The organism is Paraburkholderia pallida (assembly GCF_004524855.1).
GTDB lineage: Bacteria > Pseudomonadota > Gammaproteobacteria > Burkholderiales > Burkholderiaceae > Paraburkholderia > Paraburkholderia oxyphila.
Window position 1 is genome coordinate 440484 of record NZ_CP038152.1, and the last position, 23175, is coordinate 463658.

The 23175-nt window shown below is 64.9% G+C and carries 17 protein-coding genes; 4 read left to right on the top strand and 13 right to left on the bottom strand.

All coding sequences use genetic code 11. From position 1 onward, the window contains the following. Position 1 precedes the first annotated feature (1 nt). Positions 2–2332 carry an arylsulfatase gene (locus E1956_RS44745; RefSeq protein WP_134760424.1) on the bottom strand — a complete coding sequence of 777 codons (2331 nt, stop codon included), beginning with the start codon at positions 2330–2332 and terminating at the stop codon, positions 2–4. 350 nt (positions 2333–2682) lie between these two features. On the opposite strand from E1956_RS44745, the gene E1956_RS44750 reads away from it, so the two are divergent. The 4 genes from E1956_RS44750 (at position 2683) to E1956_RS44765 (ending at position 8018) form a co-directional block, all read left to right on the top strand. Beyond that, positions 2683–3789 carry a porin gene (locus E1956_RS44750; RefSeq protein WP_134760426.1) on the top strand — a complete coding sequence of 369 codons (1107 nt, stop codon included), beginning with the start codon at positions 2683–2685 and terminating at the stop codon, positions 3787–3789. 101 nt (positions 3790–3890) lie between these two features. Further along, complete coding sequence (locus E1956_RS44755) at positions 3891–5225, top strand: MFS transporter (RefSeq protein ID WP_134760428.1); 1335 nt, start codon at positions 3891–3893, stop codon at positions 5223–5225. A 736-nt stretch (positions 5226–5961) separates the two neighbouring features. After that, positions 5962–6150, top strand: a complete 189-nt coding sequence (locus tag E1956_RS44760) for a hypothetical protein (protein WP_134760430.1) — start codon at positions 5962–5964, stop codon at positions 6148–6150. A 482-nt stretch (positions 6151–6632) separates the two neighbouring features. Then, the gene (locus E1956_RS44765; RefSeq protein WP_134760432.1) at positions 6633–8018 is read left to right on the top strand and encodes a hypothetical protein; all 1386 of its coding nucleotides are present in this window, start codon (positions 6633–6635) and stop codon (positions 8016–8018) included. Positions 8019–8398: 380 nt separating this feature from the next. Here E1956_RS44765 and E1956_RS44770 read toward each other — a convergent pair whose 3' ends face one another. The 12 genes from E1956_RS44770 to E1956_RS44825 form a co-directional block, all read right to left on the bottom strand. Next, complete coding sequence (locus E1956_RS44770; RefSeq protein ID WP_134760434.1) at positions 8399–8701, bottom strand: hypothetical protein; 303 nt, start codon at positions 8699–8701, stop codon at positions 8399–8401. Positions 8702–9040: 339 nt separating this feature from the next. After that, positions 9041–9199 carry a DUF1328 domain-containing protein gene (locus E1956_RS44775; protein WP_134760436.1) on the bottom strand — a complete coding sequence of 53 codons (159 nt, stop codon included), beginning with the start codon at positions 9197–9199 and terminating at the stop codon, positions 9041–9043. Positions 9200–10477: 1278 nt separating this feature from the next. Continuing rightward, entirely contained in the window at positions 10478–10696 is a 219-nt protein-coding gene (locus E1956_RS47285) for a hypothetical protein (RefSeq protein ID WP_232072502.1), read from the bottom strand. Between the two features lie 245 nt (positions 10697–10941). Beyond that, the gene (locus E1956_RS44785) at positions 10942–13998 is read right to left on the bottom strand and encodes an LPD7 domain-containing protein (protein WP_134760438.1); all 3057 of its coding nucleotides are present in this window, start codon (positions 13996–13998) and stop codon (positions 10942–10944) included. Next, positions 13988–14389 carry a plasmid mobilization protein gene (locus tag E1956_RS44790; protein WP_134760440.1) on the bottom strand — a complete coding sequence of 134 codons (402 nt, stop codon included), beginning with the start codon at positions 14387–14389 and terminating at the stop codon, positions 13988–13990. The genes E1956_RS44785 and E1956_RS44790 overlap by 11 nt, the downstream gene beginning before the upstream one ends. A gap of 90 nt (positions 14390–14479) precedes the next feature. After that, positions 14480–14806 (bottom strand): TrbM/KikA/MpfK family conjugal transfer protein, encoded by a 327-nt coding sequence (locus E1956_RS44795; RefSeq protein ID WP_134760442.1) that lies wholly within the window; start codon positions 14804–14806, stop codon positions 14480–14482. 200 nt (positions 14807–15006) lie between these two features. Continuing rightward, on the bottom strand, positions 15007–15498 hold the full coding sequence (locus E1956_RS44800; RefSeq protein WP_134760444.1) for a hypothetical protein: 492 nt from the start codon (positions 15496–15498) through the stop codon (positions 15007–15009). Next, positions 15495–16229 carry a StbB family protein gene (stbB, locus tag E1956_RS44805; RefSeq protein ID WP_232072505.1) on the bottom strand — a complete coding sequence of 245 codons (735 nt, stop codon included), beginning with the start codon at positions 16227–16229 and terminating at the stop codon, positions 15495–15497. Before stbB ends, E1956_RS44800 begins: the two co-directional genes overlap by 4 nt. 33 nt (positions 16230–16262) lie before the next feature. Beyond that, on the bottom strand, positions 16263–18914 hold the full coding sequence (locus E1956_RS44810) for a DUF5710 domain-containing protein (protein WP_134760446.1): 2652 nt from the start codon (positions 18912–18914) through the stop codon (positions 16263–16265). Next, on the bottom strand, positions 18907–21249 hold the full coding sequence (locus tag E1956_RS44815; RefSeq protein WP_134760447.1) for a type IV secretory system conjugative DNA transfer family protein: 2343 nt from the start codon (positions 21247–21249) through the stop codon (positions 18907–18909). Before E1956_RS44815 ends, E1956_RS44810 begins: the two co-directional genes overlap by 8 nt. Next, positions 21246–22013 (bottom strand): FadR/GntR family transcriptional regulator, encoded by a 768-nt coding sequence (locus tag E1956_RS44820; protein WP_232072507.1) that lies wholly within the window; start codon positions 22011–22013, stop codon positions 21246–21248. The genes E1956_RS44815 and E1956_RS44820 overlap by 4 nt, the downstream gene beginning before the upstream one ends. Beyond that, a complete protein-coding gene (locus E1956_RS44825) occupies positions 22010–23161 on the bottom strand; it encodes an ATPase, T2SS/T4P/T4SS family (RefSeq protein ID WP_134760449.1) in 1152 nt (383 codons plus the stop codon). Before E1956_RS44825 ends, E1956_RS44820 begins: the two co-directional genes overlap by 4 nt. Positions 23162–23175 lie beyond the last annotated feature (14 nt).

The following is a 23175-nucleotide window of genomic DNA, read 5'->3' on the forward strand; positions in this document are numbered from 1 at the left end:
TTCATCGGCTTGCGCGTGCCGCGCGCATGCGTTCCTGCACCGCCGCCTCGTCGATGAGCATCGGCGTGTCGGCCGGCTGCGGTCCCGGTTCGAGGCGAACGACATCGATTTTCCCGCTGTAGCGGAACAGACCGCGATCCGCGTACCGCTCGCAGATGGCAAGACGCCGGTTGATGCCGACGTCCATGCCGCCGGAGGGCAGGCGCACCAGCGTCGGCGAAAGCTCCACGCCTTCGCGTACCGGGTTGCCGTTCAACTGAAAGTCGCCACATCCGCGACGTTCGCCCAGCGCACGATAGCGCAGCACGAAGTCCTGCTTGCCCGGCGCAAGCGGGATCGGCGCGAGCTCGATGGGCCGATACCAGAGCTGATAGACGAAATACAGTGCACCGTCCATCACGTACGCCACCATGCCCGCGAAGCGGTCGCCCATGGCGAAAATCACGCCTTCGTTGCCTGCCGCGTAGTCGAAGCGGGCACGCAGCGTGAAGTCGCGGTCCGCGATGAGCGCAGAGACGACGACGCTCGGGATGGTTTGTCCGAGCGGGTAGAACTCACGCGGCGTGGATGCGTCAACCAGCTCGTGAGGCGGGAGCGTGACGGCCCGGCGGTCGTCTCGCGTATCGAGCGGGTAGACATAGTTCGCGCTCGCTTCGGCTTCGAATTCGTCGATCAGCCGGCGCAGCACATCCGGCCGCTCGCCTGCGAGATCGTGGATCTCGGTGGGGTCGTTCGCGAGATCGAAGAGCATCCAGTTGTCGAGATCGGCCGGCTGGGTCGGTGCCTGCAACGAGACGATCTTCCAGGTGCCGCTGATAAAGCCTCGATTGCCCTGCAACTCATAGTATTGCCGATCGCGACGCTGGGGTGCCGCGGCATCCGTGAAGGTGGGCGCGAAGCTCGCGCCGTCCATCTGGCGCGTGCGATAGCCATTGAAGACCTGCGGATACGCGATGCCCGTGAGGTCGAGCAGGGTCGGAAGCATATCCGTGACATGGACCCATTGGCGCCGGCACGCCATGGTCTGGCCGATGCCCTGCGGCCAGTGCGCGATGAGGGGAACGCGTATGCCGCCCGCCATCGGCGTGCGCTTGTAGTACCGATAGGGCGTATTGGAAACCTGAGTCCAGCCGCTCGGGTAAGCCGCGTAGGTGTCTTCGCTGCCGAGGCGGTCGCGTTCGAGCAGCGAGCGCACAACGGCCGGGTCCTCGCCGAACCCCTGGCGCCGGTCCTGCAGGTTGGCCACGCCACTGGGGCCGCCGATCGAGTTGGCGCCATTGTCCGACGTGATGAGGATCAGCGTGTTCTCGAGCTGCCCCGTCGATTCGAGGAAGTCCAGCAGCTTGCCGACATTCTGGTCGACGTTGTCGACGAGCGCGGCGTACACCTCCATATAGCGTGCGAAGAGCGCGCGCTGGTCCTCGGGCAGCTCGTCCCAGGCCGGCACGCCGGGATTGCGCGGCGGCAGTTCGGCGTTCGGCTCCAGCAGGTTCATCTCGCGTTGTCGCGAGAATCGTTGCGCGCGCATGCTGTCCCATCCGGCGTCGTAGCGTCCGCGGTAGCGCGCGAGATCTTCCGGCTTGGCTTGCAGCGGCGTGTGTGGCGCCTGGAACGCGAGGTAGAGAAAGAAGGCCTTGTCCGGCGCGCTGCTCCGGTGTTCGGAAAGCCAGCCGATCGCGCGATCGGTGTAGTCGTCGGTGGCGAAATAGCCTTCGGGGTAGCTGTCCGCGGCGGCGAGCTGATTGCCTTCCATCATCCGGTCGGGGTGAAAGTAGCTCGTTTCCGCAGCAAGAAAGCCATAGAAACGGTCGAACCCGCGCTGCAGCGGCCACGAGCTGCGGTCGCCCGCAGCGTGCAGGTTGCGATCGTAGGTGTTGTGCCACTTCCCGACGGCCATCGTCGACCAGCCGTGTTCGCGCAGCAGTTCGGGAATCGTGGGCGCATCTTTGGAAATCTCGCCACCACGGTAGCCCGGATAGCCCGGCATGTTGTGGGTCAGCCAGCCGCAGCCCACGCTGTGCGGATTCTTGCCGGTCAGCAATGCGGCCCGCGCGGGTGTGCACATCGGCACGGTGGTGTAGTTCGTATAGCGCAGTCCGTTCGCGGCGAGCCGGTCGATATTGGGCGTATCGATCTCGCCGCCGAAACAGCCGAAGTCCCCATAGCCGAGGTCGTCGAGCAGGATGACGACGACGTTCGGACTGCCTGCCGGCGCGCGGCGAGGCGACGGCCAGTCGGGCATCGATTCGGCGAGGGTCGGTCCGATACGGCCGTTGAAGCCGGCGCCGGGGTCGGCATTCAGAGGGGTGAAGTTGGGCGAATCAGCGGCCATCTTTGCATTCCTTCGTCGGATGAGCGGGACAAGTCAACAGGAGACTCAGACGGGGCAATCGGGGGACGGACTGCAAGGGCCCGGAGCGTGCTCGTGTGGCTGCCGCGCGCTGGCCCCGACCCCATCTGAACGGCTTGCTCCGATCTTAGGGAAATCGGCGCGCTGATGCTGTCAAGGATGTGACAGACGAAGGCCTGGCCGTTCCCGGGTGCCGGATTGGGGTAGTCCCCATTTTGTCCAGGATTTGACAGCGATTGCCCTGGCGCCACCGATAGTCTTGGCGGGACCGTGTGTCGAGTCAAACAGGCTTCGTCCACGCGAATAACAATCGCCAAAAAATAGGAGACATCGTGACGAAATTGAAGTGCCAGCTTCTCGTAGGAGGCATCGTGCTCGGGACCCGCGTGATGGCTTTCGGACAAACCTCGACGGTGCAGTTATCGGGGCAGATCGGCAGCGGCGTGACATGGCAGAACAACCAGGCGGGGGGCGGTTCGGCTTTCTCGATGACCGATAACCTGATCGCCGCTTCGTTCATGCGGATCAGCGGCGCGGAGGACCTGGGCGGCGGCAGGCAAGTGCTGTTCAGACTGGAGTCCGCGCTGAACGTGTCGAATGGCAACGCTGGCGGAAAGGCCGCGGGCGGCACGAGCTTCTGGAACCGGCAAAGCTACGTGGGCCTTGCCTCGGACGCATTGGGCAGGCTGACACTCGGGCGGCAGTTCACCGCCGCAACCGACACGGCCATTCGTACGCTCGATGTGTTCCAGTTCAACGGCAGTTCGGCGGTGGTCGTGCCGATGGCGCTGTTCGGCGTCGATCGGTTCGCGAGCAACGACACGCGCCAGAACAACACGGTGAAGTACTCGTATGGCGTGCCGGGAATTGTCGACGCTGGCGCCAGCTATTCTTTCGACGACGGTGTCTCGGGAAGAAATTACAGCGCGGGGATTGCACATACGGCCGGGAATTATGCGCTCGCTGCGATGTATACACGCTATTTCGATGCGGTCGGCACGACGCCGACCGGCGGGGTGCCCGAGCATTCCCTCTGGGGACTGGGCGGATACTACGTGTTCGGACCGGTGAAGGCTTACGCGTCGTGGTTCCAGAGCGCGCTCGACGCCACGATCGCGCATCGCGTCGGGCAGCGGGACAATATTTTCGATCTCGGCCTCGCGTGGCAGATCGGAAACCGGGCGAACCTCAGAATCGCCTATTACAACGATCGTGGCAGGGATCTCGATGGCGTAGTCCGCCGCGATGGCACGAAACAGACAGTTGTGATCGCAACGGAATATACGCTGTCGACACGCACGTCGATCTACGCGACGGTGTTCCAGAACCGCTTCTCCGGTGGGTACAAGCTGGAGACCGTGAATCTCGCGGCGCTGAACCGCAGTGCTGGCTCATCGGTGTCCACGGGCGCCTCGGTTGGCGTCAGGCACGTGTTCTGATTCGAGATTTATCCAATACGACGGGGGATGCCGGGTTCGCGCACCAGCATGAGCGATGCGGCATCTTCCGGGCGGTGCAGCAACAACGAAGGATTGAAGTGATGACTACGTATACGCCACGAGTGAAGCCGGTGCCGGCACTGCGCGAGACAGACGACGCACAGCTCTATCGAAAGGTGCTGCTGCGCTTGATCCCGGTGCTCTTCATCAGCCAGATATTCGCCTTTCTGGACCGCGTGAATATCGGCTTTGCGAAGACGCACATGACTGGCGATCTCGGTTTGAGCGCCGCGCAATACGGGTTGGCCGCCGGGGTGTTCTTTGTCGGCAACATGCTGCTGGAGATTCCGAGCAACCTGTGGCTGCATCGCTTCGGAGCGCGCAAGTCGCTATTTCGCATCATGTTGCTGTGGGGCCTCGTCTCGTCGGCGACGATGTTCGTGCGCACGCCGCATGAGCTCGTGCTGATGCGCTTTGTGCTCGGCCTGTGCGAAGCGGGTTTCTGGCCCGGCGTGCTGCTCTATTTGACCTACTGGTTCCCCGCTGCGCGCAGAGCCAATGCCGTGGCTATCTGCCTGCTCGCGCCGACTGCGGCGGGCGTGCTCGCCGGTCCGCTTTCGGGGTGGATCCTCGGCAACCTGGACGGTGCGGCGGGACTGCATGGATGGCAGTGGATGTTCCTCATTGAAGGCATACCCGCCTGCTTCGTCGGCGTGCTGTTGCGTATTTACCTGCCCGATGGTCCGCGGGATGCGGGCTGGCTGCGCAGCGACGAGCGTGCTCGTCTCATGGCGGCACTCGCCGATGAAAGCGCCGAAGGCCGGGGCTCGGGCTCGCATACCGGGTTCGACCGCGCCCATTGGCGAACCACCGCCCTGTTCGCTTTTCTCCTCGCCTGCGTGCTGAGCGGCGTCTTTCTGAATGTGTTCTGGCTGCCGACCATCATTCGCGAGGCCGGGGTCCATGGCGATCTGCGCATTGGCCTCTATTCTGTCGTGCCGTATCTCGTGAGCGGGCTTGTGATGGTGCTCGTCAGCCGCCATTCGGATGCACACGGCGAGCGCCGCTGGCATTTCGCGGGCTCGATGTTCGTGGCAGCGATCGGCCTGGCGATGATCGCGCAGGGACACGCTTCACTTGCGATCGCATTGCCGGGCATCTGCCTGCTCGGCAGCGGGTTGTCCGCTGCGCTGGCGGTGTTCTGGGCGCTGCCGCCCGCGTATTTGCCAAAGTCGTCGCTGCCGGGTGCAATCGCGGCGATCAACATGATCGGTGGCATTGGCGCAATGGCGGGACCGTGGCTCATCGGCCTGTTGCGCGATCGGACGGGGAGTGTGTCCTTGGCAATGGCACCGTTTTGCGTGCTGCTGCTGATCGCGGCAATCTGTGCGGTGGTGGGGACACGCAAGCGGTCAATGATTCGAGAACCTTTGTAAATGCGATGCGCCTGTGCCGCCAAACGATTGCCGGCGACTCGGCCAGCGAGTCGATTGACGGTTCTCGGCAGAGGCCAAGTGGAAACTGGATTTTCTGGCGTGGGCGGAGGCGAGCCACCCGACGATGCGGTCGATTGGGGCTTGACTTGGGCGGAAACGCGAGCCATGCCAACTTTAACGGGCGACGCGTTCACCTTGGCTCCCGGGAGCCTCCAAGTCCCGAGAATCGGACGCCACGAAATTCGAGAGTGCATGCGCGGATGGCTTCGCAGGCCGGCTCGCTGAAAGCAGAGTTCGCTGTGCCGGTGGCAAGGTCAAAGGAGTTTGAAGGCGCAACGCGGTCAAGTTTCCTCGAGAAATGTCGCGAACAATGCAGTTATAAATATACGTTTTCATATATCAATCTTCCGAATTAATCGTCATATATCGCTCGTCCAGATTGCTGCCTTTTCACCATTACTATGCGTACCTAATTTAATAAATAGGCCGATAGAATTTTTTGAGCACGGCGACCGACAATCGTTCTTCCACTTCGAGCAAGGAACAGGCGGGCTTCCAGTTGTCGCTGGCCGTTTTTATGGCGCCTTGCTGGAGATTTTTCGGCGAATTTCCCCCGACCTTATACAGGCAGACGTCAGGCGGAAGAGGCCATCCTTATAGGGCCGGAGGAACAATAAAAAGCCAGCAGAAAACATGCGGGATGAATAGAATCAACTCACGACACGGGGAGAGCGCAATGCCCAAAGTTCGCGTGCAGCAGTTTCATGAGACGGATGACGAGTTCCACGAACTCGGTGGTCTGCAAGTCATTGATCTGACCGAAGCGGAGCTAGCCGCGCTCCAGGACCACGACGGGGAAATCACATGGCTCGAAAGCCGAAGGGGATATTTTGGGCTCGCAGACGAGGAGTACGCGAAGGAGTGATCCAGGCCAGCGACGCCTGGGGCACTAGCGCGCCCCGCGTTATACCAGGGGCCAAAAAAAGGCCGCAGGGCAGCCACGCGGCCACACAAATACACACGTCGCGGTTCAGGAGTGAGCGCCGCGCTGCAAGTCTATGCATGCGTACCGTCCCAAGGCAAGGTTACGTAACCTCGCCCATACCGACACCGCAAATTCGAGGTCGTGAGTGATTCATGACGCGCGACCGCGCACGCTTTCGTACAGGACACGCACAACCCGGTCAACACGTTCCCGGTGGTCAGGCGCGTGTACTGCATCAGCCGCTTCGTTCCCGATCGCTTCGCGTTGGTCCAGCTGCGCCATCGAGGTGACCGCAAGAGCGAGCAGGCTTCATAGCCCTGTAGCGCGCCGCCGGTGTCGTAGAGCGCGTCGTGCAGGGGCGAGAGCCGTGCTGTCTATAATGGCAAACTCACGATGCCAACGATTGCATGGAGCACTACTTTATGAGTCAAGCCCGCGGGCGATATGCGGGGTCCCGGGACAGCGGCCAACGCCAACCTCGCCACGAAAGGCAATCTCCGCCCAACCGGCAGAGACAACCGTATGTGAAGGCGCCTCCCCGAGACTCCACCCAGACTGCCTCCATTTTCAAAACACGATCGTTTCAGTTTCTGGTCGATGCGGTAGGCGCGGAGAATATCGCGATAGCACTTGAATCCAGCATGACGCGCGTGGCCGAACTCCTGAAGGGCGAGAGGTTCACGCCAGAGACCGCCTTTCATATGGAAACCACGCTTGGATTACCGCATGGCTTTTTTGACCAGCCCAATCCCGGGCTCTCGGCCGAGACCATCGCTCGTCTGAAGTCACCGCTCGACCTCATTCAAACGGTCGACGGACCAGACGACGTGTCTGAAGCACCGGAGCCGGCTTCTGCCCTGGACGTCGGCCAACAACCCCTTTTTGAAGATAGTTTGTCCGAGGAAGCGCACATGCCGAAGAAAGCAACTGCCGGATCGCCCACGACCGTCAAGAATCGTCGAAGCGAAACGGCCGGACAGACCAAACCTCAAGCGCCGCGAAAAGCGTCACCATCGAAGGACAAGACGTCGCCTGAAACGACCCAGCAGCAACCGCTGGCACTGAACGATGGCGCGGAGGTAGAAAGCATCCGGCGCGCCAACCTTCACGTTCTCACGAGTCGCAACGGATCGAAAGCAAGATTGGGTGTGGTCATGGCGATGAGTGGATCCAACATGGCCCATCGGCTACATGGCAAGAAGCGCATGGACAGTGTCGAAGCAAACCGGTTCACGGAGCGCCTTGGTTTGCCAATTGGCTGGCTGGACACCCCACGCTCCGAAGCCGAGATTCCGGAGTCGGTATCGCGTATGCTCGCCCCTGCTCCGCGTGGTCGCGTTTCGGCTCAACAACACGAGCCGCTTGCGCCCGTAACAAACGCTAGCGTGCCAGGGAAGTCCGCCGATGCGAAGGCGCACAGGGGGCGCGGGCGGACCCGCGCCCTGGGCGATTCGGAAAGCCCCTCACCTGTGTCGGCGGATGTCGCGGGAGAGAAAGACACGATTGTCGTCAACTCTCAAGATCCGGTCAGTGATCTTCCCGACGACCTTGCCGGTCGCTCACTTGCAGAAAGTCTTGGCGAGACCCCGCCAGCCACACCGGCAACCCTGGAGTCGTTATCCGCCTCCGCAATATCGCAGCGAAACCCGGTAACCCTCCCCGTCGCTTCGGTGACCAGCCTGGACGATCTTCACGGTATTGAACCGATAGCGGAAGCATTGCTCAAGACGCTGGCAGGTAAAGCACGCACGGGTCGCCTGGACGAATTGAAAGCGCTGGAACTTTTGCAGCAGGCGATCTTGTTGTGAGCCGGTGGTAGTGTGCCAGGCCCCCTCGCGCCGCGACGCATCAAGCGCATCGAGGTGGCCTGGGCCCGGTGTGCACGAAAAATCGCCGTGTTCCGGGTCGACGAGGTCACGCCGAATGCCGCCGAAGGGTTCGTCTTTTCCGATGCACCTGGCGCGCCGCCTGCTGCCTCATCGCCGAAATGCGGCGCGTCAGCCAGCGCGAGCAGGTCAAGGTCACGACTCCCATATGGGGTTACCATGCACGAAGGCTCGCACGGGCGCACACCGCGATTCAGGTTTGTCGTGCATTGGGCCCGGCTTCCCGCCGCGCCGTCGGGGCCACTTGCCCCTTGCAACTGCCGACCGGTAGATCGCTTTGCGCGCGACCTTCATCGCACCGTTCAGACGCTGCCCCTGCGTGTAATCCATGCCCAGCCCTCGGCGAGGGCATCAGCATGCGCCTGCTCGCGCAAAAACGCACCCCACGCATCGACGGGCCGGGCGCTCTTCGCCTTCTCGAGCCAATGTGCGCGCTCATGCGCAGCGAGCCCGTTCCACCAGTCAATGCCCTCCTCCTGTGCGGCGTCGGGGTCGGCCGGATAGACACCGCTGCCCATCTCCTCGCCATCCATGTAAAAGCGAAGTTGATAGCCGCCGCCGGGTTCAGCGGTGCGCGGTGAAACCCGGTAGGTGTATTTGGGCATGCGGGTCCTCCGTGATCAATCTGGGTGTACCCACCTTGACGCGTGAACGTATCGCCGTGTCATGGTACTTCGGCTTGGCGTTTCCGGCCGACACCCGATGCCTGCAAGCTGAATGCCTTTCGGTCCGAAAATGCGCGGCGGTGACATGGTGCGTCCGCATCGTGTCGTTTCCGTGTCGATTGCGAGTGCGGTGACCTGAGATCCGCTCCTGCGCCGGATTCACACCCGTCGTCCATTTTGTGCACCCCGACGATGGCTGACACCTTCCGACACGGATGCCGTCGGCGCGAGCGGCGGCAGCCAGCCGACAGCCACGCCCTGACAGCCGTTGGCCTCCAGTCAGCGCTGCCTTCTGCGGAAGTCCAGGGCAAGCGCGAAAAGCATGACAAAAACAATGAAAACCGCCCTGGCGACGCCCCCCGCCTCCTTGGCGAAACCACTGAAAGCACACACGGCCGAAACGGCCGCAACCAGGAAAAAGGCAATGGAATAGATCACTTAGGTATCCAGAATGAATGCATCGCTTTCGACGGACAAGCCCCGCTTCGGGCATCGGGCGATGGCCACTGCGCCAGAAACGACGATCCACGTTCATGCGGGGCAATCCATCGTCAGGCCGCACCGTTCCCGTCGCGAACCGCCTGGCCGGCGGTCGGGCCACCGTTGCCCGACCCGATAAAAAACGGCGTGCGCTCACGCCAGGGCACGAGGGGGACGCCGTTGTCGGGGGCCTGCGCGCCCTTCGTGGGCCACGCAAGCCCGTTGTGTTTCCTGCACCCGGCACCGTTGCCGCGTACCCTACGCATCAAGCAATATTCGCGCCATTTTTATGGATCTCTTCAACGGCAGGGAATTCCGCAGAAATGCACCACGGGCCATGCATCCTGCCGCCCCGAAGCGGTGCGCGGTGACGCGATCCGCACCCGTTCTGCGCAGCGCGCGTGTCGTCCCGGTAGCACGGAGGCGCACGGTGCGCGGGTTCACACAACCCCGGAACGGGGCCGACACGCGCCCCGCCGTCGCCGCCTGCCCCCCTGCCTGCCCATGGCCTCCTGCATCAATGGCTGGTTGATGCCTGGTATTCCTGATTAAATACCCGACTGAAATCCGGCAGTCCGGCTTCCGGCGTCGACAGGAGACGGGCGCGACTGGTGGCGCCGGGGGGCGGTCGACCGGTCTGCAGTCCGGAACACCGTTGACCTTTGCGGGCCGCGCAGCGGCGGGTGGGGTGGCAGGGGAATGACCGTTAGTTGCGACGCTGGTCCGGCCCGTCGGACGGCCGGCATTTGACATAGTGTCGCATTATCGCATTTCGGATTGCAAAATTGGACAATCGCTCGACTATCAGGCAACCATATTTATAATATAAATCAACATGTTGCACCGTTTATTAATGTAATCTCTCAGGATTCGCCTAAAATCTAGGCGTGCGTGAGGTACCCCGACCCGCGCACACGCTCAAAGCCCGCGCCCCTGTGCGGGCGTTTTTTCGTCGGCCCGGACAATCGCCAGCCTCGCGGGGCGCTCCGGGGTCTCAGCGATCACACCTGTCCTCGGCGTTCGCGCGTGCCGCCGCCCTTTTACGTTAGTGAGCGCTCACCAGGGCGACGCATTTCACGCATCCCCCCGGGGCCGCCAGTGCGCCGCAGCATACGCCCAGATTGGGGCAAACAGACAGGCGGCCACACATAAATCGGGGCGTTCCCGTGCGGACCCCGGATGACGTTGCGCACCTGCAGGTCATACAAGCGACCGGAGAGACGGCAAGGTGCACAGCTATGGTTCTTCAGGGTCCTTGCTGCGCCGTGACCAGGCCGGCGTGCAACAGGTCGCGGGGCGCTCGCTCGGCCCGCCGCACGGGCAACGCACGCGTGCCGGGCAAGGAAGGGGCAGCGTGAGGCTCATGAAGCCGCCGCCACGCTGCGGGATGCCGACACGCAGGCTCGCCAGGTCGAGGTAGCTGAGCGTCACGCGCAGCAGCTGCACGCATGCCATGCGCCGCTCGCGGCGTTGCTGGCGATGACTGCCGCTCGGCGCGTTGAGGGAAGGCAAATGGCGGCCGGATTCGTCCAGGTATGCATCGAGGCGATCCTGCATTTCCTGCAGGATGTGTGGGCGACCACCGCGCCGGGCGGCTTGATTGTCAGCCCGGTGCATTGCGCCCGCGCGTGACTGTCCCTGCCCGGCATCGGGCGGCAGCGTGGCGCAGGAGGCGGAAACGGGCTGTGGCCGATCGTGCATCAATGGGTCGGCTTGCCGTCGTCGGAGAGTGTCGGCCAGTCCTGCGCCGGACGTCCGGGTTGCGGCTGTGGACGAGGATCGGCGGACGGGCTGGCACCGGGCGTGCCGAGCACATCCTGCACCTGCTGGTCGACGCGCGCGTGGCGATACTGATCCATCGCCCGGTTCAGGCGCTCGTCGCTGAACTGCACGCGCAGCCCGGCATCCACCACCACCCTCGCGGCCGCCAACTGGTGCGCGTCGTCGCCGGTCAGTTCGAGCGTGCTGCCGAACTTGGCCTGCGCGAGGCGAAGCCCGGTCTCGATGGCGGCCCGGTCAACCCGCAGCACCTGCACGCTGGTGCCGCGATCGCGAACGACGTCGCGGCCATCGTACCGGTAGGTGACGTGACCACGCTCATTGACCGACCACGACAGGCCGGGCGAGCGGAAAATGATCGCGTTGTATTCGTCGTGCCCATGCGGGCGCGGCGTGTTCGGCCGGATCACGTTGAACGCCCCGCCGCCGGCGGCGTCCTCGAGCCCAACGGCTACCCGCTCCGGACCTGCGGTGCGACGCAACTCCTCGAGCGCCCGCTCATCCCCCTGTTCGGCCCGCGTGCGCAGCCAGCCGGAAAAGCTCGGGCCGCCCGCGGATCCGAATTCGGCCCTGAGCGCCGCCCGCTCGCGCGCGATGGATTCGCGCAGCGCGTCCTCATGGCCAAGGCGATCGGCACGGGCGAGCGACGTCGCCGCACGCCGCCCGGCCGGCTTCAGACCCACGTCCTGCCTGATCGCCGCCCGTCTCGTTCCGAACGCGGCGCGGATCTCACCGCGGCGCTGCTGTTCGCTCGCGCGCTGTGCAAGCCACGCGTCGATGCGGGCCGCGACATGCGCTTCGCGCGCGACCGAATATTCACGCCAGAGTGCGGCACGCGGCCGCTCGCGCGGAGCCGGGACCAGCTCACCGGCCTGCTGTCGCTGCCAGACCTCGCGCAGCAGCGGAGCCGCTTCCCGCCACGACAGATTCAGTTCCTTCGTGAGAAAGTCCGACACGTTGAGGTTGCGCGAGCCTGCGCGGATGCGATCGGCGCCGTCGCGGCCGGTGACAACCTGGTATTTCGCGGGCCGCACGCCGTGTGTGTGGGACAGCTCGGCCAGCAGACGGCGGGCGTCGAGACCCCGGCGGATCTCATTAAATTCGGCATGCTGATTACTCTCTTCCTTGCGCTGACGAATCTCGCGCGCCAGTTGCGACAGCACGTTGTCGGACGCCCGTCCGGTGTGACGCGGTGTAGCAAACGCGGCGTCGCCAGCGCGCGAGCGGCGCGACCGGTACGGTGGCGCGTCGTCTGTGAGCCCGGGCAGTGGCAGGTTGAATGGCCGGCCAGCCTCGAAATCGAACGGCACATCGATCGCGTCAAGCCGGTCCGCAAACGGATCGTGTCGCAGACCGGCAAACCGGCCAGGCGGCGACATACCGGCCGGTGCGTCTGTCGCCGGCGATCGAATCGGCGGCAGGCTGTTGAATGGATCGATGAGTGGATCGCCGAACGCGTAGTGCGCTTCAAGCGCACGGTGGTACGCATCCAGGTGGCCGGGAGGCAAGGCAAATGCAGGGGCAACTGCGGGGCCGCCTACTCGTTGCGCTGCAGGCTCTCCATGGCGATCTGCAGTCCATCGCAGGCGATCCGCGGATACGGTGCCATCTGGCTCCAGCTGGTAAAGCGCATCACCCGGCAATAGCACTGCAGATCGATGTCCGATGCCGTCCACAGGGCGGCCGGACAGGTCTCGCAAAGCGTCGAAGGATTCGGGCGACGGGTACGCCCCACCTGCGACAGGGTCAAACTCGGCATCGAGCCCGCCGTATCCATCGTCGACGCGTCCTGCGGCGTCGAGTTCGGTTTCGCGCGCCCCGGGGCCGTCGATTGCGTCGGGCGGCTGGGCGCCGAATTCAAATGCGCGTCCGGATCGTTGAAGATGTCCGTCGAGGCCTGGGAGGGAGTCGTCTGCTCGGTCATGATATGCCTTCAGGTGTTGTGCGTAAAAACCGCGTTCAAGATCCGCGAGCATCAGCTCGCGGTCGTGGGGAGAGGATTCCTGGTAGCGCTGGTACTGACGGCTACCGCTGTTGAGATACTTCACCTCGCGCGCGCGCCTCGCGTACCACTCGTTGAGTACGGCGGTGATGTGCCCCGGCGTGCGGCGCGGCGCAACACCCGCTTCGTAACGGTCGACGGCATCGGCCGAGAGCGCCTGCAGCTTTTCGGCGGTCGGCAATGCGATGAATTCAGGCGTGAACACGTATTCCTTGAGGTTCACGCCCTTGCCGGCGCCGGCGGGCTTCACGTTCGGATAGGCATTGTCGCGGCTGGCGTTGCGCATGCGTACGGCGCCGTGCTCCTGCAGCAGCGCCATGAAGTCGGTGTGGTTCTCGATCTGGCGATCGAGCACCGCGTCGAGGATCTGTTCCTTGAGCTCGCGGCTGTTCGCGCGGAACAGGTCGCCGCGATAGCGGCTGATCATTTCCGACGCATCGGTGAGCAGCGTGCGCCGGTTGTCCTTCGGGCTCGCGAGCCCGTATTGCGCGTTCACGTGCTCCTGGAATGCGTCGATGAAGCTCAGGTTTGAACGCACGTAACCGAGCGGTTCAAGGTGCTTTTCAGCCAGCAGATTCCAGCGCGGAATGACGATATGGATGTGCGGCTTGCGCTCGACCAGTTCACCGCTCGACTGGTCCACATAGCTCTTGATGCGGGGCAGGTGCGCTTCCGCATAGAAGCTGTATTCGTCCGGGCGATATGCGTGCAGCGCGAACGCTTCGAAGTCGCGCACGATCTGGAACAGCGTCTGGCGATCGACGTGATCCTCCTTGAAGGAGAGCGTGATCGACAGGTAGCGCTCGACACCTGGCGCGGCATTGATCGACTGGATCACCGCGTTGGTCAGGTCGAGATCGCCGGCGAGCACCACGCGCTCGTCGAGGTCGTCGCGATCGATGTCGCGGTCGACCTTGCGGCCTTCCTCGAGGTACTGCTTGACGCCGTCGTGGCGGCCAGACACCCTAATCAACACGATGGAGATGCGCCTTCAGCAGTTGGGTGATCAACTCCAGCTCGTCGACCAGCGCAACGAAGGTGGATTCGGACAGCCTGCCGGACACGCGCGCGCTGTTCGCCACGTGCGCCAGCTGGTTGAGGTTGTTGCCGGTCCTGTTGATCACGTACATGATCCGCTGCCGCTCGACCGTCGCCGGCGGCCGCGCGACGATCTGCGTGCGGTTCGTGAGGATGCAGTCGCGCAGGAACTCCGACGGGCTCATGCCCGAACGCTCGACCTTCTCATTGAAGATCCGCCACTGCTCGTCCGTCAGGCGCGTGCTGACCGGCTTGCCGAGTGCCAGGTGCGCTTTCCTGCGGCCGCGGCGTTTCGGTTCGGTCACGACATGGTGATCGTCAGCGCTCATGGCAGTTGCCGTCGATAATGGGAAGTCGGTGCCGGCTGGGATCTGCTGCAGCCGGCACGCGCGGGTTTCATCGGCTCAGCAGGCCCCCGGTCAGGGTCCGTTCTGGACGGCGCCATATTTCGAGTTGACCGGCCCCTTCACGTCGCTGCCGACCGACTGGCACTGGTTCAGGAAATCGCCGCGCGCACTGGACGTGCCGCTGAGGTCGAAGTGCCCGTTGTGAAATTTCACGATGGAAAAGTACGAGGCCTCGTATCCGGCGCACGTCTTGCCACCGTTGCCGCCCATGATCAGACCTGCCAGACAGAGCACCGCGCCACACGCATCCTGGTCGTCGTCAGCGCGTGCCGTCGGCGGTGCGAGCGCACAGGCGAGTGCCACGCCGCACAGCGCGGCCACAATCGATCGTCGTTTCATGGCATGACTCCTGGCTAACTTCCGGTCAGTGAATGGGTGTTCCATCGCGTTACTCCTCGAGACGGTGCGCATATCAGTCTCCGTATCGATGCTCACGGGAACCTTCTTCAAGCTCTCCTGCCTGCGTTCCATGATGTCGTCCTCCATCAGCCCCGAAAGATTCCGGCCGCCTGCGATCAGCCGTCTACTTCGATGCTTCTCTAGATCAGCGTGTGCGCCAGACGCGAGACGATCCAGATGAGTGCGCCGCCTGCGCAAAATGCAATACCCATGCGCGCGGCGATTGAGCCGGTTGCCGGCACCACTGGCTTCGTGTTGACCGCACGATCACGCGATTCAACGGCGACCCGCAGCCGCGCAAGTTCGTCCGCCACGTCCGCGGTTGCGGCGCGACGTGCCTGGTCGGCCGCCTTCGCAGCGATCTCGCCGATGAAGGCCTGACGCGACTGCGTGAGCAGCTTCGCCAGCTGCGCGTTCTCCTCGCGCAGCGCCTGCACCGTCGCGGTCAGCTTCTGGTCGGTGGACTCCATCAGCGCGACAACATGGTGCTGCGCGTCCACCACCTTCATCTGCTCGATCAGGATCTCCGCGAGCACGGCCAGCTCGTTGGACGCCGGCATCGTGGCGATCAGCTGACTCAGGCGCTCCGACGCCTTGCCCGCATGATCCGGTTGCGGCGTCGGCTCGTTCATGCATGGACTCCGGCCATCAGCGCGTTGAACGCCTGATCAAGCAGCGGCTCGATGGACAGCGCCTTGCGTTTGAGGCCGACCAGCCGCACGAGACGGTCCTTCTCCGGGGCGGTCGGGGCGTCGATCAGCTGCGCCTTGTAGTCGACCCCGTCGGTCGCGATATCGTGGATCGTGCGGCCCGCCGCCGCCGCGAGCGTGAAGACGTCGTTCTTCGGCACGAGCGCATCGTGGTTCAGCCAGAAGGAAGCGTCGTGCTCGTGCAGCTCAAACAACTGTCCGAAGAGCCGGCGCAGCGTCACCTCGCGAGCTTCGCTCTTCACCAGCTCGACCTTGTTCAGCAGCACGCGGATTCGTTTGGGATCCACTCCGAGATCCGCGAGCAGGTTGATCGTCTTCATCGTGTCCTTCATCTGCTTGCTCTCCGGTTCGACCGGCACGATGAAGCACGTGTAATCCTCCTGCGCCCCTTCGGACGAGTCGAGGCGATTGAGATATTCCTCGACGTTCGACGCACCGATATCGACCAGCAGCGCCCGGCCGAGCATCAACTCGCCGTGCAGTTCGTCAAAGCGGGCGGCAATCATCACCTCGACCCTGGGGCCCGCCGAGTCATCGGTATTGATCGACTCGACCTGGCGCACCGACATATGCGGCATCCGTGGCGCGAGCAGTTCGCGGGTCACGGTGGTCTTGCCGACGTTGCCGGAGCAGTTCACGATGGCAATACTCATTTCGGAATCCTCATAAACTGGGGTGGGCACCACTTACATTGCGATCGTCGCCGGGTCACCCGTCTGCTGCTGATCAGGCTTCGGGCTGTTTGACGGTCCCGGCGCCGGCGCGGCCTTCGGCGCCGTCCAGGCTGCGTGCAGTTCGGCCGCGCGCCGGTCGATCTCGGCGGCGCCGGCGTCACGGCTCAACTCGCCCCGGGCAATACGCGCCTCGATCTCGGTGCCCGCCTGGATGCGCGCGTCGAACCGGCGAATCACCTCCGCCCGCATGCGCGCGGGCGCCCGCTCGAGCGATTTTTCGAGCACCTCGCGCAACTGCGCGACGGTCTTCGGTGCTTCGCCTGGTGCCGACGCTGCGCTCGCCGCTACCGGCGCGGCGGCCGTCGCCTGCGGTTTCGCGTTCGCCTGCGCGGGCGCCGGATTCGCGCTCGCCGGGCTGGCCTTCGGCGCGGGGGCCGGCACGGGCGACGCCCCGGCCCGGATCGTCAGCGCCGCGCGTTCACGCCTGGCCGCCTCGAGCAGGGCCTCGTCGCTTTCGGCCGGTTTGAAGCCCTTCACGTCCACACCCGCGAGGGACGCTTCGATCCACGCATTGCGGCGGAACGTTTCGCTGCCGCGCACGACGATCATGTCCCAGTTCTTGGCCTTCGCCACCGCGACCATGTCGGCAATCGTTGCGCGATCGTTCTGCCGGGAGTTCAGGCGTGCGCCGACGTCCTCAAAGTGCGGCTGCGTGACCGGTGTCGCATCCGGCCGCATATCTGATTGCCCCGCCGGCTTCGCCTCCATGGCATCGAGCTTCCAGAACCGGCCGTCCTTCACCATGTAGCGCGACGCAACGTGGGCGGGCACGTCGTAGCCGTCTTTCGTCACCACCGGCTTGCGGGAGGCCGGATCGGCGCCGATCTGGTTGTCGCGGGTGTCGGTGCTACGCGCCTGGCCTGCCCGGGGCGCAGCTTCCGGTGCGCCGTCGCCGCCGCCCTCCGGCACTGGCGCCGGCTTGCCCTGCTCGCGCAGCAGCTTCCCGGTGGCTGCATGATCGCCTTCCCGCACCGTGCGCACACGCTCCAGATCCTGCGCCGACACGGTGTCAGCCTCCGGCCGCTGCGGGTCGTTCGCCGGATTCCTGGCGTCGGGTTCGTTCTGCGCAGGCGTCTGCGCGCGCTGGACCTGCGTGTCGAGCACGCCGGACACCGCCGCAGCCTCCATCGCCGTATCGTTGGCGGCCTGCCCCGGCCGGGCGACGGGCTCATTCGCGACCGCGGCAGTGACAGCCGATGGCTCAACGTGCGGGTTGCCCGGTACCGCGCTTTCCGTCAGACCGCGCCGGCGCATCGCGTCATCAATCGCCGCATGGTCAATCACCGTATCGCCGACGTCGGCAAACGTCACCGCGTCGCCCCCGGCCTTGACCGCCGGCGCCTCCTGCGGCACGGACGGGACGTCAACCTGCCGGTCAAGTGCTTCGCGAACGTGCGACACGAACGCAGTCCGTGCGGGCGGGGACAGGAACGCAAGCTCCTGATCGAGCGCTGCGGCAACTTCAGGCGCGCTCCGGCCTTTGCCGAACTCATCCTGGATACGCCCGGTCAGCCCGCGATAGTCGGCAAGGTCCTTTGCCACCATCGACCAGTTGGTGCTGTCTGCCTGGTCACGACCGGCAGCAAATACCGCCTCCCCAGGCGCGAACACTTCGGCGATGTCCGCGAAGGTGGCGAAGCCGTCGTCGCGCTCCGGCTCATGATGGCGATGCGGGTGTTGCGGCCCGATACCGGCCACGTCCACCGGAAGCTCGTCCTCCGGCGGCCCGGAATCCGTCACGTCGCGCGCGGGCGTGCGCCCGTCGACCTCCATCGGGCTCAGCCCTGCCTCATCACGGAGCCTGTTCAGCGCCTCGGCCGCGCGCGGCGGCAGCGCCTGCGCCGCAAACCCGGTGCCGGTGCGGATCTGCTCACCGATCGCGCCCTCACCGTCGACCGGGTTACCCGACCTGCGCCACGCGTCGCGATGGATCGTTTCGAGCCGTTGTTCGAGGGCCAGTATCCGGGTGACCTCGGCCCCATGCAGCGTGACCGCCGTCGTGATGGACTGGACCATTTCACGATAGCGGCGGCCAAGCGCTGCATCGTCGAGCTTCGGACGTGCAGCTTGCTGGTCAGCCCGCGCGCCCGGTTCCGGCGACCGGGACTCGCCTTGCGCATACAGATGCTGCCGGTCGGCGAAATACCGGTGCCGCGCCTGCAGGCCAGCCTTGCGTAGCCCGTCGATCATGTCGAACGCCGACGCGCCCTGCGCACGCAGGCGGTCCCGGGCTTCCAGCCCCGCCTTTTCCGCGGCGGCCTGCACGGAGTCCCGCACGAACGCGCGGGACTCTTCGAGCGGTTGCCCCATCAGTGCGCTCAGCCGCACGGCTTCGCGCTCGATGTCGGCCTCACTCCCCAACCAGGCCCGCGGCTGGTCCCGCGCCGCGTCAGGTGTACCTGGCGCACCCTGCGCTGCCTGCAGTCCGGCTGCCGTCATCCAGCGTGCAAACGGCGCAACGTCGGCCCCGCCCGGCACGTACCACTTCTTCGAGCGCCGGTCGAATTTCGCGCCCAGCCCGCGTGCCGCCTCTTTCTCCCTGAAGGGCACGTCCAGATACATCCGCCCGCCTCGCTGTGATTCAGGCCTGTTCCAGTCAACCATGTGATACCTCCTTTACCTCGTTGTCCGCCGGCGCCACAGACGCGGGCGCCCGCCCAATCTGCCCCTGGTCAGCGTCATCCCCCGCTCCCACGTTAGCCCCGCTGAAATCGATGCGGATGCCGGCGAGCATTTCGCGCACGTCGTCGCGCATCACGACGCCGAGTTCGCCCAGGTCGGCCTCGAAGCCGGCGAGCGCCATGCCCGTTGCCAGCGGTCCGGGTGTGCGCTGGTCGAGCGCGAGAAGTTCGGCCGCAGTCAGCGGCTTCGCACCGGCCTGCCGTGCGAGACGGATCTCGCCGGCGGCCTTCGCAGAGAGCGCCGCGTGATACGTTTCCGGGTTGTGCGTCGGGATGCCGGTCGCACGCAGCTCCCCGGCCTGCCAGGCGGCCTTGATTTCCTCTTCGGTGGGCAGGCGTTTGTCGATCGCGGCGAGCCTCGGACTGACCGAGCGCATGCGGTCGATAAAGAGGTCATCCTCGTAATAGGTCGCCTTCTCGCACAGGATCGGCCGCTGGAAGCCGAGCACGATTTCCTCGTGCTGTTCCATGCGCTTGAGTTCCTGGTCGAGCATGAGCGCACGACCCTGATCCGATGTGCTCGTGCCCGTCGACGTGTTGCGGCCGTGATTGCGGCTTTTCGAGGTCGCCTTCTCGGTGAAGGTGCCCAGCGTCTCGGACAGCTCCTTCGCGTCGGCCTGATTGCCCGGCGCATACGCGACCAGTACCGCGTGATTGGTAATCAGCGTGCGCGCCCCGGCCGGGCCGTACAGATCGTTCGGCTCGAGCTGCGCCTTCGACTGCAGGATCGTGAGCAGCCGAATCCAGTAGCCCGCGATGAACGCATTGCCCTTGCCGAGCACTTCGATGCGACCGAGCGCCGTAATCTCGTCCCCGACAGCCAGGCACTGGTATTTGATCGCCGGATCTTCACCGGGCAGCACGTCGAGGTTGTCCTCGATCAGCTGCGTGTAGAAGAGATTGCCGAGGAGGCTCGCGACAGCGAGCTCCCGCACCGGCAACACGATGTAGATCGACATCAGTTCCCGGCGCACACGGTCCAGCTCGAAGTCGCAGGCGCTCGTCGCCTGGTCGACGATCGGGTTGCTGAAGAGGCGCAGCCCTGCATTGAACGTCGCGACGATGTTCAGCATCGTCTCGTCAGGCGAGGCCAGCACGCGCGAGAGCGCACCGAGGCAGTCCCCCGACAGCGGCACGCCCCTCTTCGGCTCGTGCTGCATCAACTCCGACAGGTGCTCACGCACCTTTTTGTCGGGCGTGGTCGCCAAGCGCAGCACCTGGCCGAACGTGCAGTCGCCAGTCATCTCCATCAGATACAGCGCAAGCCCCATGAACAGGTCGGCAGCCTGTTCGTAGAAGAACTTGTTACGCCCGTCGGTGGTGTGATACAGGCGCGCGGCGATCGCCTGCAGGCGACCCACGCGCACGAACGCCGGACTCTTCGCAATCTTGAACAGGGGATTCCAGCGGTGCGTCAACCCCTTCTGGTCGAACGGAGCCCAGCGGACCACCTGCTGGCCACAGGCCTGCCGGTAACGCGAGGTCAGGTCGAAGTTTTCTCCCTTCACGTCAAGACACGCAACGGAGTGCGGAAAGGTGAGCAGATTCGGGATCACGATGGCCACGCCCTTGCGTGAGCGCGTGCGCGCGGCCACCATCACGAACTCCGTGCCACGAAACGTCAGATACCTGCCCTTGTATCTGCCGACGATGATCGAGGGATCGCGGTCATCGTCCCGGCGGCGCCCCCCGCGGTTTCCCCTGTGGCGCCTGCGGCCGTTCGCCTCGTCGAGCAGGCCGTCGCGTCGAATCTCGTAGCCGTAGGCGAAGCGTGCATCGCCGTGCAGCTCGCGCTTCGGTTTCGTGACCAGCGCCGCGACGATCGCCGCAACCGGCAGCAGCGGCACGATCACCGATACCACGGTGGCCATCTGCAGCGAACGTTTCACCGCCTTCACGTCGCCCCAGGCATGCCAGTAGTCCCGCAGCGTCCAGAGGCCGATGGCGGAGTCCGGCAGCTTTTCCAGCTTCGCGAACGCCATCGCGCCCGCGAACTGGCCCGCGACCGCGAGACCGGCCAGGACCACGAGCGCAAGCAGGGCAGCCGCGATGATGCGCTCAGCAAGCGTCGCGGTTTTCAGCAGCACTGCGCTCGCGCAGACGCCCCACAGCAGGCACGCGACGACGACGAGGCCGGCCACTGCGGCGATCTCTACCGGATCGGTGATCGCGTCGAGATGAAGCAGGCGGGCGGCGCCGGACACCACTGCGCCGGACAGCACGCTCAGGACACCGGCAACGAGAAGACGGGTCTTCATGCCGACGCTCCCGCAGATCCCCGGTGGCCGTGCGCACCGCCATCGCGCGGCAGATCCCAGCCGTTCAGGCGTTCAACGCCTTCGTGGGCGGCCACCGGATTGCCGTTACGGATGGCCGCTTCCAGGAGTGCGAGCGCCTGGCGCTCACCGTCGGCCATCTTCGGCGCGCCAGTATCCGGATCCACCGTCTCCCCCAGCGGCGGCACAAGGCACGTCAGCTGCTGCAGGAACTGGTTGGCGCTCGCGGCGAGGATCGCCACATGCAGTTCGCGACGTGCGGCGGCGTAGCCGGCCAGAGACGTCGAGGCCAGTCGCGCGGCGCTGGCCACCATGATCCGCGCGCGTTGCCTCGGGCTCGCATGTCGCGCCACCTCAGCTGCAGCAACCGGCTCGAGCACGCGCAGAATCTCGGCGAGGTCCACCACGAACGACGGATCCGTTGCGCGGGCGAGGCGCCAGGCCACCACACGCCGGTCGACGATCTGCCACTGCCGCTCATCGAGCACGCGTGAACCCACCCTCGTCCGTACATCGACGACGCCGCGCGCGACGAGCTGGTTGACCGCCTCGCGCAGCAGGGTCCGGCTCACGCCCAGCGCCTGGGCGAGTATTCCCTGCGATGGCAGCGCGCCGTTCGCATCGCACATGGCCGGAATCTGCCGCGCCAGGCGATCCGCCGCGGCGTGCGTCTGCCGCTCCAGGGCTTCGAGGCCGGCGTGTGCGTCGCCGTTCATGATGACGGGGTCGTTTGCGAGCGTTTTCATGCATCCCCCCGCAGCAGCTTCATTTTCGTGACCGGATCGAACCAGATTTCCGTCAGGTCCCGGTTCGCCATGAACAGCACGACGTCGACCGTCGTGCGGATCTCGCGCATCAGGTAGTCAAACGGCAGCGTCTGTCCCACCGGACTTTGCTTCACGAGCGTGGCGATGCGTGCCAGCGCCGCGATCGAGTCGTTTGCGTGCACCGTCGTCAAGCCGCCCTGGTGGCCGGTGTTGAGCAGGGTCAGGTAGTCCCACGTTTCGTCACCCCGCAGCTCGGTCAGCAACACGCGATCGAACTTCATGCGCAGCGTCGCCTTGACGATGCGCCGCGCGGGAATCGCCTCGCTGTAGAACAGGTGCACATGGTTTCGATGCAGCGGCAACGGCAACTCGTGGGTATCCTCGATCGTCGCTAGGCGCGCCTCGTGCGGAATGATCGGGATCAGGTCGGCGAGCGCCTTCATTAGCGTGGTCTTGCCGGAGCCCGTGCCACCGACGAGCACGATGTTCAGCCGGTTCAGCACGGCGAGCCTCAGAAACCGCACCACGTCGCGCTGCGCAAGCGCGTCGAGCATTTCCTGCTGGAACTGCGCGAGTCCATACGCATTCAGCGCGCGGGCCGGATTGAACACCGCGGTGGCACGGCCGACGTCAATCCCATCCGGGCCCGCCCGTGCCGCCGCCGCGTCGATGTCGCGCTGCGTCGTGCCCTCACCGCCCGCCGGATCACCGCGAACGACATCACGGAACCGGTCAAACCGTCCGGCGTCCGCCCATTCCTGCACCGAGTAGCGCGTCGAGCTCGGCACGCGGATCGTCATCGACACCGTGCCCGGCTCGCACGCCGGCGGAATCACGATCTGCCCGCGCTCGCCGTCGGGCAGGCGCACCGGCTTTTCCGGCTCGGCCGCCGACAGCGCCGGCTTCGCCTTGTTGTAGATCGCCAGCGCCGGCGCGAACTGCATCAGCATTTCCAGCGACGCGTTCGGCAGCTCATGGCGTTGCCAGCCGTCCCGCGTTTCGGTCCAGCCTTCATACGGCCGGTTGATTGCCAGTTCCGTGACGCCGGGCGTAGCCAGCAATCCGGCGATGCCCAGTGTCCCGAGATGACTGCGTACCGTGACACTGTCGTCGTATCGCATGTTCATAAGCACTCCGCATG